Annotated in this window: 10 protein-coding genes; 2 read left to right on the top strand and 8 right to left on the bottom strand. The window is 54.1% G+C overall.

What is annotated here, in order from left to right; genetic code table 11:
• Window positions 1-584 precede the first annotated feature (584 nt).
• Window positions 585-1,418 carry a polysaccharide pyruvyl transferase family protein gene (locus ACIQT2_RS16335; protein WP_402948427.1) on the bottom strand — a complete coding sequence of 278 codons (834 nt, stop codon included), beginning with the start codon at window positions 1,416-1,418 and terminating at the stop codon, window positions 585-587.
• A 208-nt stretch (window positions 1,419-1,626) separates the two neighbouring features.
• Here ACIQT2_RS16335 and ACIQT2_RS16330 point away from each other — a divergent pair, with 208 nt between their 5' ends.
• A complete protein-coding gene (locus ACIQT2_RS16330) occupies window positions 1,627-2,973 on the top strand; it encodes a UDP-glucose dehydrogenase family protein (protein WP_402948478.1) in 1,347 nt (448 codons plus the stop codon).
• 122 nt (window positions 2,974-3,095) lie between these two features.
• Window positions 3,096-4,229, top strand: coding sequence for a DUF6270 domain-containing protein (locus tag ACIQT2_RS16325; RefSeq protein ID WP_402948424.1), 1,134 nt, complete (start codon window positions 3,096-3,098; stop codon window positions 4,227-4,229).
• Window positions 4,230-6,090: 1,861 nt separating this feature from the next.
• Here ACIQT2_RS16325 and ACIQT2_RS16320 read toward each other — a convergent pair.
• The 7 genes from ACIQT2_RS16320 to ACIQT2_RS16290 form a co-directional block, all read right to left on the bottom strand.
• The gene (locus tag ACIQT2_RS16320) at window positions 6,091-6,384 is read right to left on the bottom strand and encodes a hypothetical protein (protein ID WP_402948421.1); all 294 of its coding nucleotides are present in this window, start codon (window positions 6,382-6,384) and stop codon (window positions 6,091-6,093) included.
• Between the two features lie 59 nt (window positions 6,385-6,443).
• Window positions 6,444-8,234, bottom strand: coding sequence for a hypothetical protein (locus tag ACIQT2_RS16315; protein ID WP_402948419.1), 1,791 nt, complete (start codon window positions 8,232-8,234; stop codon window positions 6,444-6,446).
• 518 nt (window positions 8,235-8,752) lie between these two features.
• The gene (locus ACIQT2_RS16310; RefSeq protein WP_402948416.1) at window positions 8,753-9,988 is read right to left on the bottom strand and encodes a hypothetical protein; all 1,236 of its coding nucleotides are present in this window, start codon (window positions 9,986-9,988) and stop codon (window positions 8,753-8,755) included.
• 148 nt (window positions 9,989-10,136) lie between these two features.
• Window positions 10,137-11,387 carry a UDP-N-acetyl-D-mannosamine dehydrogenase gene (gene wecC / locus ACIQT2_RS16305; protein WP_402948413.1) on the bottom strand — a complete coding sequence of 417 codons (1,251 nt, stop codon included), beginning with the start codon at window positions 11,385-11,387 and terminating at the stop codon, window positions 10,137-10,139.
• 13 nt (window positions 11,388-11,400) lie between these two features.
• Window positions 11,401-13,338, bottom strand: a complete 1,938-nt coding sequence (locus ACIQT2_RS16300; protein ID WP_402948410.1) for a glycosyltransferase — start codon at window positions 13,336-13,338, stop codon at window positions 11,401-11,403.
• The gene (locus ACIQT2_RS16295) at window positions 13,313-14,137 is read right to left on the bottom strand and encodes an ABC transporter ATP-binding protein (protein ID WP_402948475.1); all 825 of its coding nucleotides are present in this window, start codon (window positions 14,135-14,137) and stop codon (window positions 13,313-13,315) included. The genes ACIQT2_RS16300 and ACIQT2_RS16295 overlap by 26 nt, the downstream gene beginning before the upstream one ends.
• A 52-nt stretch (window positions 14,138-14,189) precedes the next feature.
• The gene (locus tag ACIQT2_RS16290) at window positions 14,190-15,077 is read right to left on the bottom strand and encodes an ABC transporter permease (RefSeq protein WP_402948408.1); all 888 of its coding nucleotides are present in this window, start codon (window positions 15,075-15,077) and stop codon (window positions 14,190-14,192) included.
• Window positions 15,078-15,234 lie beyond the last annotated feature (157 nt).

Below are 15,234 nucleotides of genomic sequence, written 5' to 3'. Positions count from 1 at the left end.
CGTCTAGCTATAGCGGCTGCCCTTGTCTTCGGTCGATACAGCGGTAGTCGGTTGTCCTTTTCGGCCCCGGTGTCCCTTCCGGTGGCACGAGCAATCGAGGCGTTCTACCAAGACTCAGGACTCAGGGTTGATCCGGTGTCCTACGGGGAAAACCGCTCTCCGCACGGTGATTCTATTCTCCACGTCAGTTCACGATCAAGGCACTCGAGTCATACCAACCGCGTTGGCGAGCAGCGATGCCTTAAGGTTTCGCTTCTTCCCACCGACAAGAATTCGGGCGCACTCTTAACCATGGACAGCCTCGATGTCTCGTCGAATTCATGGCTGCATTCTGAGTTCCTGGCCATTCCCTATGCGGGAGACCTCTGCAGGATTTCATCTGGTGTCTTACTATCCGCCGATCTCAGCGCCGCCGGAGTAGCTATCTGCAAGTCCGATACCGCCCTACCGGTTCAAGTCCTGCATACTACACAGCGACTACTTGAAACAGTAGGGCTTTCGTTTGGTTTAGCGGATTGCGCCTAGGAATTGTTGTGATCCAGTAACTTTAGTGGGTGCTTGGGGCGCTCGGCCGATACAGACTCCTAGCCGGCCCCAAGCCCCCATAAATCGGATGGAAATGAACGGCGGAGCGGATCTGGGTTCCAAGCAGCGAGTGGGTGTTCATGGAAACCCGAGTTTATTCTGAGGGCTTTTAATGCATCGTCGACAGTCGCGTGGCACAGTAACTTACGTCTACCTGTTCCCAGAATGTAGTCTTCGTATTTGAACAGACTCTCCTTGGAAGGCATGAACAATGCCGTAGGAATACCTAGAAGTTCGCCGACAACTAATCCGTGAAGCGATGACGTAGCAATTTGCTCACTTTGAACCAGCCGCGTTAGCACGTCCACAACCGAGCCGCGTGGGTTAATCACGTCCGGCAAAGTCCTAAGGGCATCGAAATCGTGAAAGTTCGGTATGACTGCAAGCTTTGAATTTTTTTGTTGACTCAGTTCGAAGAGGTGGGGCATGGCGTCAAGCAGAAGCAGGGCAGGATCGCCGTACACTTCCGGATCGTCGATCCCTTTGTTTTTTACAAGCCATCGTCCGCTCAACGGCCCTCGGACAGCTCTGACGTCCAGGTCCGAGAACCTATGGTGCGCCAAACCGATCTTTCCATTCACGCCCGATCCCCAAATGGTGTCACCGTCGCTGGCGAAATGGACAATAGACCCCACTGTCAGAAGTGTGCCCCGCACTTCGGCTTGCATGGCCGGCGCAAGAAGGGAAAGCCCTAGTGCCCGTGTCTGAAGAAGTTTCCGTACAAGCACCGGACCAAGGAGGTCGCCAAAGTTATTAACGTTGCCAACGCGTCCCGTTGCATTCTCGCGAATAGGGTTCCAGGAAAGAACATCGACCCCGTAGACATTAACCAATATGCGTCCTCCAAACCTCTTATGTAATACCTAGCGTTTCGGTCAGCACGGAACCTTTAGCACAACACTGAACAGGGACCGACATGCGAAACTGCAATCAGCCAATGAATAAACGTTGGCGATTACACGTCGCTTCCCGTCGTTTCAACCACACCATATCAAGGCGATGCAACTCGGCTATCGCTTTCGACTTTGCAGAGAAGGAAGTATGTCGCTTCGAATCACCGTCATTGGAACAGGCTATCTCGGTGCAACCCATGCTGCCTGCATGGCAGAACTCGGCTTTGAGGTTCTTGGCCTCGACACGGATCCAAAAAAAGTCGAGCAACTGAGTGCGGGCATTCTCCCATTCCACGAACCAGGCCTGCCCGAGCTGCTCAAGAAGCACACGACTACTGGACGGCTGCGCTTCACCACATCATACGAAGAGGCCGGTGCGTGGGGCGACGTTCATTTCATCGCCGTGGGCACTCCGCAAAAGGCCGGGGATCATGCCGCCGACATGACGTACGTCGACAATGCAACGACCGCTCTAGCAGCAAATATCACAAAGAACGCGCTGATCGTTGGAAAGTCCACAGTGCCCGTTGGAACTGCGCGTCGACTCCAGGAGCTTGTGAAGTCCGTGGCTAAGACGTCAGTGAATGTTGAGCTGCTGTGGAATCCGGAATTCCTGCGTGAGGGTTTTGCTGTTCACGACACTCTGACTCCTGATCGTCTCGTCGTCGGGGGAGGTACTGTCGAGGCGGTGGCAACTCTTCGTCGAGTTTACGCGTCCGCGTTATCACTGGACACCCCGTTTATTACAACAGATTTAGAGACGGCCGAACTGGTCAAGGTCGCTGCCAACGCCTTCCTCGCTACGAAAATATCCTTCATCAACGCTTTTGCGGAGGTAACTGAACATGCCGGTGGCGACATCCGGGTTCTCGCTGATGCCATCGGGCTCGACAAGAGAATCGGCCGGCGCTTCCTAAACGCTGGCGTTGGATTTGGCGGCGGCTGTTTGCCTAAGGACATTCGGGCCCTACAGGCCCGAGTCAGCGAGCTGGGTCTGGACAGGACCATGCGCTTCCTTTCAGAGGTCGACGAGATTAACCTCCGCAGGCGTGAGCGTGTTGTTCACCTCGCCACTGAAATCCTCGGTGAGCTCGACGGACGCACGATCGCCGTGCTTGGAGTTGCCTTCAAACCAAACAGCGATGATGTCCGCGACTCTCCGGCGCTTGACGTGGCCGCCCAGCTATACAACGCCGGAGCAGATGTCTCCATATACGACCCCGAAGCAATGAACAATGCTCGCGCGCGCTTCCCGAGATTGAACTACGCAGATTCCATGGATGATGCCCTCCGTGGCAGCCACCTGACGATCCTCCTGACAGAGTGGGAAGAGTTTACCTCCTTGGTGCCCCAGCAATTGGAAGCTTTGGTTGAATCCAACTCAATCATTGACGGTCGCAACGTCCTAGACCCCCAAACTTGGACCGAGCGAGGATGGCGCTTCGAGTCGCTCGGCAGGCGATCGGAGTCTGTCCTAATCTCGTCATCTCAATAAGCTAAACCATTTATTGGCCGGTTCCGAGGCTTCTCTGAACCGGCCAATAGTTAGTTTTCTAACTGACACCGAGACGACGTCACGGTGTTCCAACTGTCTACGATCCTTAGGCGATTTCAAAATTGGCACATGTATACGTTTACGGGAGCTGCGTAGCTCGTGATTCGTTTGATTTTCTTAAAAGTTTAGAAAATCAGCTCCTGGGTTATACAGCACGACAATCATTAATCAGTGCAACAGGTGATCCATACCTAGGATCTGCGAAGTCTGGCCTGCTTGAGAGTCCTTTTCAGATTCGTAATTTGCAAGGCGACTTCGATAGCAATATTTTCGAGACGTTGGCTAACGTCGCCGAATCTGTCGACATGATCCTTTGGGATCTGACCGACGAACGTCTAGGCGTCTTAAAGGTTGATGATGACACATATGTAACGCGATCTCTGGAATTATTACAGAGCGGCCTCCTCAAGGATCTTCATGACTCTCACTGGATTAAGTTTGGCTCCGACGTCCATTTTGCGCTATGGGAGAGATCCGTGGCGCGCCTTGCGGCCTTTGCTCGAGCCCACGGACTTGTGTCGAAACTCGTTTTGATCAATCTCCCATGGTCACTTACAGATGAGGAAGGTCTGCCCTTTAACAGGGTCTGGGAGATGTACCCAGATGAGGCCAGCAACCACTTTGAACGCTATATTGAAGTGATTCGGAGACATATGGGTATACGTATCATAACTATTCCATGGCAATACGCAATTGCAAATAGATCGCATAAATGGGGTCTCGCTCCCTACCATTATATAGACTCAGTGTATAAATGCGTTGCCGAAAATATCGATGCCCTGGAAGCCAGCAGTGTTCGAATTCATGAGAATACGCGGATTGACTCAAGAAACGATAACAAACTTGTATGGCGGGATTCACTGGATACCCACTACACACTGAAATTTCCACAACAGACTTCAACTTTCGGTCTTCAATTTCGAGCTAGGGCCTCCTCTGCATCGTCCAGGCTCATAGTTGCCATGAATTTAGATGGCGCCGAGGGCCTGCAGCTGCACAAACATCGCGTAACTAAATCGAGCATTCCCGGCATCGGCCATTTCCGCTACTTGGATATCTCTGAGGGTGAACGAACATACTTTGCAGGATTTGATCTACCTGAGGGAGTCCATTGTTCCACGTTTACGCTCAAAGGATGGAAAGTTGCTAAAGGGGAAATCGAGCTAACCGAAATGTCAGTCTTTCCAATTTCGTAAGTCAACAACAGTTGAACCTTGATCAGGTTGCCTAATTTCTAATTACCTGTCATCGATGGTCAAAGTCAGCCATTTCGTGGTCTGCCACTACAGCGCACTTCTAGGGCGACAAGTCATATCCTCAACGCAACGACGGATCTGCACCATTGAAAAGTGCAATCCAGGGTGGCTCAGGTGCCTTATAGCGGCCCTGGCATTTTGGCGAATCCAGGTCGTCTCGGAACATCGTGCCGTCGGAACGGCGCAACTTCAGCTCGGCGAAAGGATACAGATAAAAGGCACCATGGCGGCTTCTGATGCTGCCATTCACGTGGCCTATATCTGTGTGCATAGCTGACTATGCCACAACAGGGGCTTAATATGCGGAGGAGCGTCTTCGTCGCCAGTCGAAGTCGTGTAACGCTGACGGAGTACACCTCGTGCGAGCCTCCGCACAGGCAACTGTCTCCCGCTCAGAACCCATGCACGCACAGCTCATACAGGTATAGGCGCCGGTGAACGGCTGCCCGAGCGGCCACCGACGGATAGCCAGTAGAACCGGCCGATTGGTGCTCATAGAATCTACCCCGTTCCTTACCGAACTAGTCCACGGCTTTACTGATCCGGCCGTTTCTTAAGCGGAGGGCGACCCGCGGGATTTGACGACGGTGTTGAGTCACAGCAAATGTCGTCCCACGAAGGGGCCCTGCTTGAAACATGACGGAGAAAGCATGAATACCCTTGCTGCCTACGATCTGACCGGGTTGTAGCGCGTTACGGCGGACCTCACGGGCGGCTTAAACGCTGTTGCCGGGAACGACGCCACACGTGGCACCGACGGGCCAATCGATGAGCCTGCCCCCGTGGTCGTGTCACTGAAGCTGTCAGCGCTGGTCGAAAAGTGAGCCATTTCGTGAGCCGTCACCGACAGAAGCAATCCTGCCCAAGATCGAGGAATGGAGTCCCAAGGAGCGCCGGAGCTGCACCCGGTCTCAGACCACCCGACGATCATTCTCGAAATCGCCCAGAATTCCGCTCCGGCCCATCTCCTGAAGCACGGGTGTTCGTCCACTCTCGCGGCACCGGGCCCAACGACCGGGTTATCTTTGTCCGCTACGGCGCGTGAGATCGCCCGCCATGGCGGGTAAAGCTCGGCAGACCGCCAAATTGATGAGCACTTCCCCGGGGACCCGTAGCAGGATCCACGGCGTCTAGGGCGTGAGGCACGCACTGCCGGCACGGTCAAGTCTCTGGCAATCGGTGAGGGCGCTAAGACCTGGCCTATTGAGGCCGCCTAAGGAACGCGCACGATGACCATAACAAAGGCCGTGACCATAGCAAGAATGGCCCCACTGAGATGGTGGACAGGGCACAGGGCGACGCCGACCTGCACTGCCGCCACACCCACGGCGACCTGCACGCGACGTTCCTTCGCACGAGCATCTGGTCCCCTGACGCAACCAAGTCCGTGACCCAGGGCACAATGCACGGGCCAGCCTCGGCAGTGTCCCCGCAGCCGTAAAGAAGCAGAGCCGATGAGTCCCAAGCCCACGTTCAACGCACCACTGCCCGCCGGCTCCGAAGTCTGGCACCGACAGACGATGGTCCACTGGGCGAGAAATTCGGTAGGTTTGGTAGGTGAGGGGCTGTTTCAAGTTAACGGCGTCCGGGAACCGCAGACACCGCCGCAACCACATGCTCTCCTCTCGTGCATGACTTCGGTCGGCTCTGCTTGAGTGCTCTCACCGGTACTCTTATCGGCCATCTGACCGACTTCGGCGAGTTAGTACAACTAACCGTCCACTTGTCAGCAATTTACATACACGGATCGCCGATGCCGGTGCCCAACTCCTGATAATGCGGTTCAATCCTCGAGAGTGGACTAATCGTGGCCGAGCTCGTGCGCGATTTCGTCTGAGTCATAGGGCTTTATATCTGGGGAAACTTCTCGCGATTCCTCGGATAGGATCTCAAGCGAACTCATTGCAACCAACTGCTCCAGTCGCTGCATCTCCTCGAAGGCATGCCGACGAGCATTGTCTGCAACAGCGTCATCTTCACGGGAAGCGTTGCCCTGTTGGTGATCCAAATGGACCCTCGCCCAAGTACGCATAGTTTCCGCATAGTAGTCCGAGGCTTTTATAAATTCTTCAAGCAGATTTTGGATGTCACTCATTCTTCAATCATTCCATATATTTCTTTGACTGACCGGGCTTTTGTGCTTTACGCGAGCGCTCAGCATTCTCCGAATAGAACCCTCACTGCGACGAGCTTGCCCGGAGTTTCTCCGGCCGCCACGGGAGAGAGTCCTTTCTTTTTGAAGCGCCACCTGGCATTTTCATTCACTGCATGATAAACGGTTCGTAAGGGTTCCGACGTCAGCAAATCCAGGCCTTGCGCTCCAAGTTCCATCATTGTCTCGCGAGTCTGCGGCAGGTTCAGGCCGCGACTTTTGCCGAGCTTCAAAAGGAATTCCGGCGGTCCAGACGGCATGTCATCGGGCGATCCATAGATCGTATACGGGGTCAGCTCGTCTCCATTAATTTGTCCCCCAAGGTGTCTTAGGCGCCCTTCAACGAAACCTGCGGACAGGTCCTTCGAAGGTTTATCGTAGGGCATTGATGCCATCTCTGGGCTAAGAACGATCGTAAGATCGTTGACCATACCGGGTTGTTCGTAGGCGGGCATAGGGAATTCATTAGCTTCCGAATACGCTAGGGCGGTCAGCTTGCTTTGGAGCAGCGGAGCAAACCCCAGCATGTGCAGAGGCAGATGCGTACCACCATGCAACGCGTGGCGGTAGTTCATGTAATGCAACTCAGATGCCGTCTTGTCGTCGGGGTCAGCACCAACCACCAGCAGACCTTTCCGTCCCTGATTGATAAGAGCATCGTGGACAAGTGGTTCAAGGTTGAGCTCTCCAACGGCCTGCGCCCAAGTCTTCCATCCGTAGTTGCCACGTTGGACTTCGCCTCCGATGCCGGTGATTCCCATCTGCCGGAAGGATTCCCGCGAGGATCGAACGCGAGTGACGTAGTCGTAAATCCCCAGGTCGGAGAGAGCCCACAGTAAGAAAGGAGTACAGTCAACTTCACGTGGGGCGCCCAATTTGTCCCCCAAATGCGGGCGTTCGAGGGAGAAGCCAAAACGATCCGCCAGCTGAGTCGCAACCGCATAGTCGGCGGCGTGCACGGGTAGTGAGTTCTTGGTGTTGTAATGCAAATCGCCGACGACTCCAGCTGCTACAGCACCAGCCAAGCACACCCGGGAGTCGTACCCGCCCGATAGGCTCATGACAGACACCCAATTGTTCAGGCGGGCAAGGGTAGCCATCAGGCGTGCAATATTGGACGCCGCTGTCCGTATTACCTCCCCATAAGTTTCGCCCTCCTTGAGGCCGAGGCCTTGGAGCGACGAGCCTGCAGTGATTGGGCGAGGCGTTCCAACGATGGATACGGCCAAGGACTGACGGGCCGGGACAAATTTTATCTGTTCAACGATGGTGTCTGGGCTCACTTGTTGGCCCCCCAACCCGCTGAAGACGGCACGGGAAAGGAGTACTTCCTCATTCGGTGTGCTGACGTCACCCATGTGGCGTCGCAAGTCCGCGAGGGCAAGCATTGAGTCGGAGACGGCGACATAGCCGTCGCCTGTCGTGTGAAGGAGGGGCATCATACCGAACACATCACGTTTGAACCGGACCAATCGGCCGCTCCAGTTGACTTCGAGGTACTGCCCCTCGACATTGAACTTCGGCTGCAAGTCAACCGCTTCACGGTACTCCAGCCAGCCTCTCAGCCCAAAGATGACAGCTCCGCTTTCATGGTCAACTGCGGAACCTTTGTAGAAAGTCGAGAGCTTGCTGTCCACACTGGCTGCGATGTCGTAACTTACAACGGTGAGCTGAACCGTACTGGATACTCGAGTTTGGAGAACTTCATTTGGATTACCGTCATGTTCGGCAAGCCAGTCTGTCACCCCACGCTCCGCGTGCTGAGTGGCAAAGATGAACACGTAGTTAGACAAAGCTTTCCCTCAAACAAAAAGTAAGGCGTTGGGCAGACGCCGAATGCCCCCATCTGGGCCTGACAAGAACCCCTAACAATCTACCTGAGGACAGCAGTGCTCCTCACCTTTCCTGGCCCAAGGCTGTCCGGTTTCCTGGCCCAGGGATTTCCGGAGACTGACGCGCTCCGCCTTTACTGGCTATTAGAGCGGCCAAGTAGCGGTGAGGCGGTGCTCAGTCGATGGGTTCGTTCGATGGCCCAAGCAAGTCGATAGAGCCGAATTCCAGGACTGCGCCGCACGGCTGGGTCAGGTCGTCGTCGGCAAAAGAACGCAGACACGGTGTGCGAGAGAAGCAATCTCTAGTTGCGGTACCTAGGTTGGCTCGTTAGCCCGCGCAGCTGGGTTGCCTCGAGCGTAATAAGCGCTTAGGTACGCTCCCCTACCTGATACGCATGGCTTTGTCATCTCCGGCCCAACGTCAAGGGAAAAAAGAAGAACTATCACCTGGACAATATGACAATAGCCTCATTGAGACCCTAGCGGGTGGAAAGATGACCGTACGTTTGACGGATGTTCATATCGGCTGCCCTGACGGTGCAGTTGGCGAGAGAACCTGTTAACGTGACGGTCGAAGGCGTTACATTTCGACGAACAAAAAGTAGTGGACTGGCTTGCCAGGGTTGGCGTATCGGGCTGGCATAGCCTTGGATCAAGCTATCTTTGACCGAATCTGTGTCCGCTCTTACAAGATCGTAGGTCTTAACACCTCCGTCATAGGGACCGGATTGGGTACCCATCGCGATAAGGTTGCCAATCGTTTCTACTCGTTCCGCCTGTTGTCCAATCACTAATCCGGAGGCTCCATATAGCAGCGTGTTGTTTCTAATCAGCACATCTTTTGGAGCGCTACTAGGATCCCCGCTCCCGGAGGCCTTGATATTGGCGCCGAGAGGCGCCCCTGCTACGAGATTGTTCTCGATGACACCCCCACTGGAGTAAACCGTGGGCATAAGGTAGATATTGTGCATTTCGCCAGCTGTGCCGAGCTTGGCCGCATTGCGAATACAATTAGCACCGATCATATAGTTATGGGGCGCGGCAGCTGTTCGGCCTTCAGCAGTCCAAGTTATAGGAGTTCGTTCTCGTATCAGAACATTTGCAACTCCACGCGTTCCGGCGACTTCGTTTCTAATGAAGGCCCATCCTGTCCCCCCAAAGAAGTTGACAATTGCCTGTCCGGTCGTGTTTGTCCCGCTATAGCCCCAGCGTATGCCCTGGACAGTCCAGTAATCGGCCCCGGTTAACGACAAATAACCGTTCACCTGTACGGCTTCGCCGGGATAAGACTGAAGGTTGATTGGTGCATCAGCTCGACCGGGACGAGCCGCCCACCCAACTCGCTCGTCGTAGATGCCAGCTCGAACGACAATCACGTCACCAGGCTTTGCTATTTTCACGCCAGCCTGAACTGTCCTGAGGGGTCGATCAATTGTAGCTTCTGGGCAGCCCGGCATGTTTGCAGGTATCACACCGGTGTCCAGGCACGTTACACGGTTGTACTCCACGTGGCCCCAAGGCTGGTCCACGCCAATATAGTCCGCTCCTTGATCGTCCACAAAGATGGTTCGTCCTCCCGGCGCAGCGGAAGCGATGTTGCTCGAACCAATGCCTGTGTAATCAGGTACGGTGGCAGCAGTCGCCGAAGGGTGACCCAACGTAGTTGCCGATACCAAGGCAGCCATAATTGCAACTAGTTTCTTGCGATTAATCATGACGGAAGCGTCTCCCCCGAAGACCTAGTCTGGAGTACTCATCATATTGCCATCTGACCGTCTCGACCAGCGAGTGTTTTCTGTGCAGCGGCGCTACTACTTCTCACGTACGGGCTTCGGCCAACGGCAGCGCCTTCTCGTCCCGGGATCACGAAGCGAAGAACCCACGCGAATCAACTAGCGACTTTCCGGCAACCATCGATGCCAACGGCCTAAACGCTTCATGGTCAACGAGGAGCACGACTACGGACGAACGTTTCACAGCCGTAGTGGGCTCTAACAAAGCCACGTTATCTAACCCAACCAGGCTGTCCGGCAACTTCGGAACATGCGGTTCGGCTATATTAATCCTATGGTCCTTTAGCGCCAACGACACTTCGCGGGCAATGTCGATTGCCGGCGACTCCCGGAGGTCGTCGATGTTGGCCTTGAATGCAAGACCAAGTACCGCGATCTCGGCGTCAGCAGGCAAGGACTCTACGGCCGCCAAAACTTTGGTTACAACCCATCCGGGCTTTGAGTCGTTTACTTCCCTTGCCGTTCTGATGAGCGTCGACTCTTCAGGCGCGGCTGCGACGATAAACCAGGGATCGACTGCGATGCAATGCCCACCAACTCCTGGCCCCGGATTGAGAATGTTGACGCGTGGATGATGGTTCGCCAGGCGAATCAACTCCCAGACATCGATACTCAATTTGTCGCTGATGACAGAGAGCTCGTTGGCAAAGGCGATGTTGACATCCCGATAAGAGTTTTCGACGAGCTTGGCCATCTCAGCCGTGACATCGTCGGTAACCAGGATCTCACCTTTACAAAAGACGGCATAGAGATCCTTTGCGAGAGCCGCCGCAGTTGGCGTAAGCCCACCTACAATTCGGTCATTGGTCACAAGTTCAATCATGACTCGACCAGGCAACACTCGTTCTGGGCAATGGGCTACGTGTATAACCGGAGCACCGCCTGAACCGTCAATTGAAAGGTCAGGTCGCAGCGTCAAGATATAATTTGCGAGGTGACGGGTCGCGCGGGGCGGCGATGTGGATTCCAAGATAACGAGTTCGCCTCCTCGGAGCTGGGGAGCAATGCCTCTTGCAGCGGCTTCGATGAAGCTAAGATCAGCCGACTTGTCATCGCGGAATGGAGTAGGTACGGCAACGATGTAGGCCTGCGCAGCAGGTGTATCAGTGGTCGCCTTTAGAAGACCCTGACTTACGGCGCCGGCAACGTGGACACCGAGATCCGGTTCCACAAAAGGAACTTCTCCTCTGTTTACCGCATCTACTGTAGCGGCATTCACATCAACGCCGACAACGTTCACCCCATTGGTAGCGAGGATAGCCGCAGTGGGCAGCCCAATGTAGCCGAGACCGATGACCGCAGCAGACTCAATTGAGGTCATTTCATTAGCCCTTTCAGACAGTTAGGTGTTCCTTAGGATCACCAAAAAACTTTATTTCACCAGACGCCGCCAACTCTTCGTCGCTAACGTCCCAGGTGTGGCCATCTCCTTGGCGCATCTGACAGAAGTTAAATCTATCGGCCGAATAGATCGCCCCTCCTGAATCTGTGACCGCTTTAAGGAACGCGGTGTCCTCGCCGCGGTTCAGCGCTTCGAAAGGATGCTGCTCGAACACCTCTCGTCGGGCCGTGATTGTGGGACCCATTACCAAACGGCTTGGCCTGTGCTCCATGTGTGGCATCCGCAGAACGGTTGCAGTCGTGGTAGAAAAATGCATGTGGTGAGCGAGCTTGCCGACCACATCGGCTTTAGAAAAGTCGAGAGCGTGCAAGAGATCCGCGAGGTATTGCGGGCCATAGTAATCGTCATCATCCATTTTTGTAAGCACATCGCCAGTTGAAGCGCTGACGCACATGTTGAGGCATTCGCCCAGAGTTCTGTCACGACTGGCTGATAACAAACGGTACTTCCGCACACCGTATTTCTCTGCGAGAGCCCGTATGCGGTTCGGCGCTACATCAAAGCCGTGAGTGAGAAGCACCAGCTCCATATCGACGCTCAACTGGCTGCCGATGGTCGAAAATACGTGGTCCAATTGCTGCGGACGGATTGTAGGTACTAGCGCACTTACAGACGGCAATTGGACGGGTCGACACCTGTCCGGAAGTACTGCACCGACGATTGTCTCTGCCCGGTGCGCATATGTGTTTTCGCTCCAGATGCGTCGTTGCCCCCTATGCACCACCCGATCATTGAGCTCGGAACTCCGAGCCAACATGCGGATCTGGTGCTCGCCTCGCTGCCGTGTGTCCGCGACGAGAACCTCGTCCGACTCAAAGAAGTTTCTGATTGCCGCACTCGGAGTTGAAACCACCGGCGTACCGGACGCGGTAATCTCGAAGATCCGGCGTGCGCACATGCTGGGCGACTCGACCACTGAATTGACGTTTAAGAATACCTTGTAAGCCCGGTAGGCGGTCAGCATTCTTGGGTAATCCAGGCTACCCACCACGTTCTCATTGAACGGAACGGGAAATTGGTAGTTAGAGTCCCCGCCAAGTTGCCGCGAGAAGATTTCAAGTTTCGGACCAGACTGTGCAGATGCGTCCCTGGCAGCGTTCAAGAGCAGGTCCATCTGCTGTCGCCGCCCAGGATACTTGTGCGCAAAGTACATCCCAGCGAAGGCTACACCTCGCGAATGCCGACCTTGACCTATTCTTACTGGATTATGAATCGCGGGCTGCGCCGCAAAGGGGAGCGGAGCCACTCTGTCGTGCCCCAAGTCTTTACGATATGAAGGAACCCTATCTGAGTCACTTGTGAAAACGACGTCGAACTGCCTTGCGGCAGGCAAGAAGTCATCGTAATGAGGGGGGTCCTCCTTATTCCAAAATACCGTAGGGATGGCCTTATCGCGACACCATTGCATCAAGGCTAGAAACTCTGGTTTCGGACCCGAGTCGCCCATCAACTGGAATTTCCATGATCCATGGTTGCCGTTCCAGGCAGATTCAACGAAGAGAAAGTCAATATTCGTCTTGCTGAGCTGGTGCTCCCACTTATCTTTCTCAAGCAGCAAAAGGTTCCACTCGAAAGAGAAAGCAGCCGTCGAAAAGTCGTCAAGTATGACACCCACAGTGAGGTCAGTCCTCCGCGCCTCTCGATCAGGCACGCGGTGAGGCCCAAACGACTTCTGTTTAACCGATGCTGATTTCTGAGCCGCTCCGGATGCCGACACCCCAACCTTACTTCGTTTGTGGACTCTCATCTCAATCATTTGGCGCCTTCGCCATTCCGCGAGTTGAGCAAAACCGCCTGCACGAAAGTGCCATGCAGCTCTGCGAATCTTGTTCCAAAAGCGCACTCTAACGCCCTTCTGTTCGTCGACCACTGGCTCGTTCCATAACTTGCGTAGCGACTAGATTGGCACGAGCCTCGTCCTTGATCTTCGCAGCGCTGATATTATTTCCCTTAGAAAGATGCGCCGAAAACTCCTGATACAAACGTGTCGTCTCTTCAGGGCCGCCGTCCATAATGAGCTCACCCTTATCCAACCAAATCACTCGCGAGCACATGTCGCGGATGGTATCAAGGCTGTGGCTGACAATGAAAACACAGCCAGCTTGGGCTCGCAGCTCGTCCATACGAGCTTTGCTTCGGTTTGCGAACTGGGCATCCCCGGTATTGAGGGCCTCGTCCACCAACAAAATTTCTGGATTGACAGCTGCTGCAATCGCAAATCTAAGGCGCGAGGCCATTCCAGCGGAATACGATTTCATGGGCAAATAGATAGCCGAATCCAAGCCGGAAACCTCAACAATGCTGTCAAACTTCTCATCTATGTGCTCCATTTTCATCCCCATTGCAAGACATCCGAGGACAACGTTCTGGTCACCAGAAAGTTCGGGGACCAGAACAGCGTTGACACCCAACAACACGGGTGTGCTGGAGGCATAGACAGCTCCGTCTGTGGGCGCAGCTTGGCCACTGATCAGCTTCATCATCGTGCTCTTACCAGAGCCATTACGACCGATTATGCCGACCGACTCGCCTCTCTCGACGACCAAGGATATTTCCTTTAAGGCACTGACGGTAACCACATTTGCGCGACGAAACAGCCGTCGCAGCCTACCCCTCCAACTACGTTCCTGAGTTTTGCGCTCATCTGACGACGGTACGCGGTATGTCATTTTGACTCTGTCGATGACTACGCATGGCGGACCATCCAGAAAGACGGCCTCATCAATCAAGACCATAGGTTTCCTCACCTTTCCAAAAGAAGAAGAATCCAACCAGCAGAGCAGCCAGAGCGACCACTGCCAAGCTTGCCCAAGATTCCCACGCCGGTACCCGATCATAGAGAACACAGCTTCTCACGATATCGATGACATTAAAGAGTGGATTAAACTTCATTACAGCCAGTAAAGATGGTTCATTGACGAATCTCTCATAAGAATAGAACACGGCGGAACCATACATCCAAGCGCGTATTACAAATGGGAGCAAATGAGTGACATCGTGAACAGCGGAGATAATTCTTGCAAGGATCATTCCGATGCCGAGGTTGAAAATTCCCTGCAACATGACTGCCGGTATGATCAGAGTCCACTTCCAACTGATAATTTCCGCCGGAGGGAGTATCACAACCAGCAGCAGCATCCCAAGTATCAATGGGACGGAGGAAAGCATTTCTCGTACATTTGCTCCCAAGGGAAGGGCAGCACGGGGAAAATTAAATGCCTGTACAACGGATTTGCCATTTCGAATAGATCGAGCACCCGCGGTTATAGCGCCGGCGCTCAGTTGAAACAGGAAAACGCCTACAACAAGATATCCGACAAAGTTTTCAATCCCATGGCTTGTCTGCAGCAACAGTCCGAAGATTAGGTAGTACGTCAAGCCATTAAAGACCGGATTAAGAAGCAACCAAGCACTTCCCAGTCGGTCTTTTCTTGTGCCGCTCTGCACCCTGGCCCTGGCATCATAAAAAATAAACTGACGATAATCCCATAGATGAACCAAGTAGTCAAGAAAGCTTGGGCGCGAGCCTACCCTGGACAATTTTCGTATGTCTACAGACATCGGTTGGATGGCAGCAGGGGGCGGTAACTTTGCCTTTTTAGCGGACACTAGCCCATTCTCCTAAGCCAATTTTTGAACATTCCAACCTGATATCTCTGCTAAAGAAGGACAAAGCGATTTTGTCGTGGGTGCCGGCGCATCCATCCAACCGCCGGCGTGCATCGTTACTTTTGCGACGAGGTCCGTGTCAACGTCATCGGTTCTA

The organism is Paenarthrobacter sp. NPDC090522, assembly GCF_044769225.1.
GTDB lineage: Bacteria > Actinomycetota > Actinomycetes > Actinomycetales > Micrococcaceae > Arthrobacter.
This window is presented reverse-complemented; position numbering and strand designations above follow the sequence as displayed.

Coding starts and splice junctions, on each gene's coding strand:
- ACIQT2_RS16330 (WP_402948478.1), top strand. CDS start 1,627: ATGTCGCTTCGAATCACCGTCATTGGAACAGGCTATCTCGGTGCAACC.
- ACIQT2_RS16295 (WP_402948475.1), bottom strand. CDS start 14,137: ATGACATACCGCGTACCGTCGTCAGATGAGCGCAAAACTCAGGAACGT.
- ACIQT2_RS16310 (WP_402948416.1), bottom strand. CDS start 9,988: ATGATTAATCGCAAGAAACTAGTTGCAATTATGGCTGCCTTGGTATCG.
- wecC (WP_402948413.1), bottom strand. CDS start 11,387: ATGACCTCAATTGAGTCTGCTGCGGTCATCGGTCTCGGCTACATTGGG.
- ACIQT2_RS16320 (WP_402948421.1), bottom strand. CDS start 6,384: ATGAGTGACATCCAAAATCTGCTTGAAGAATTTATAAAAGCCTCGGAC.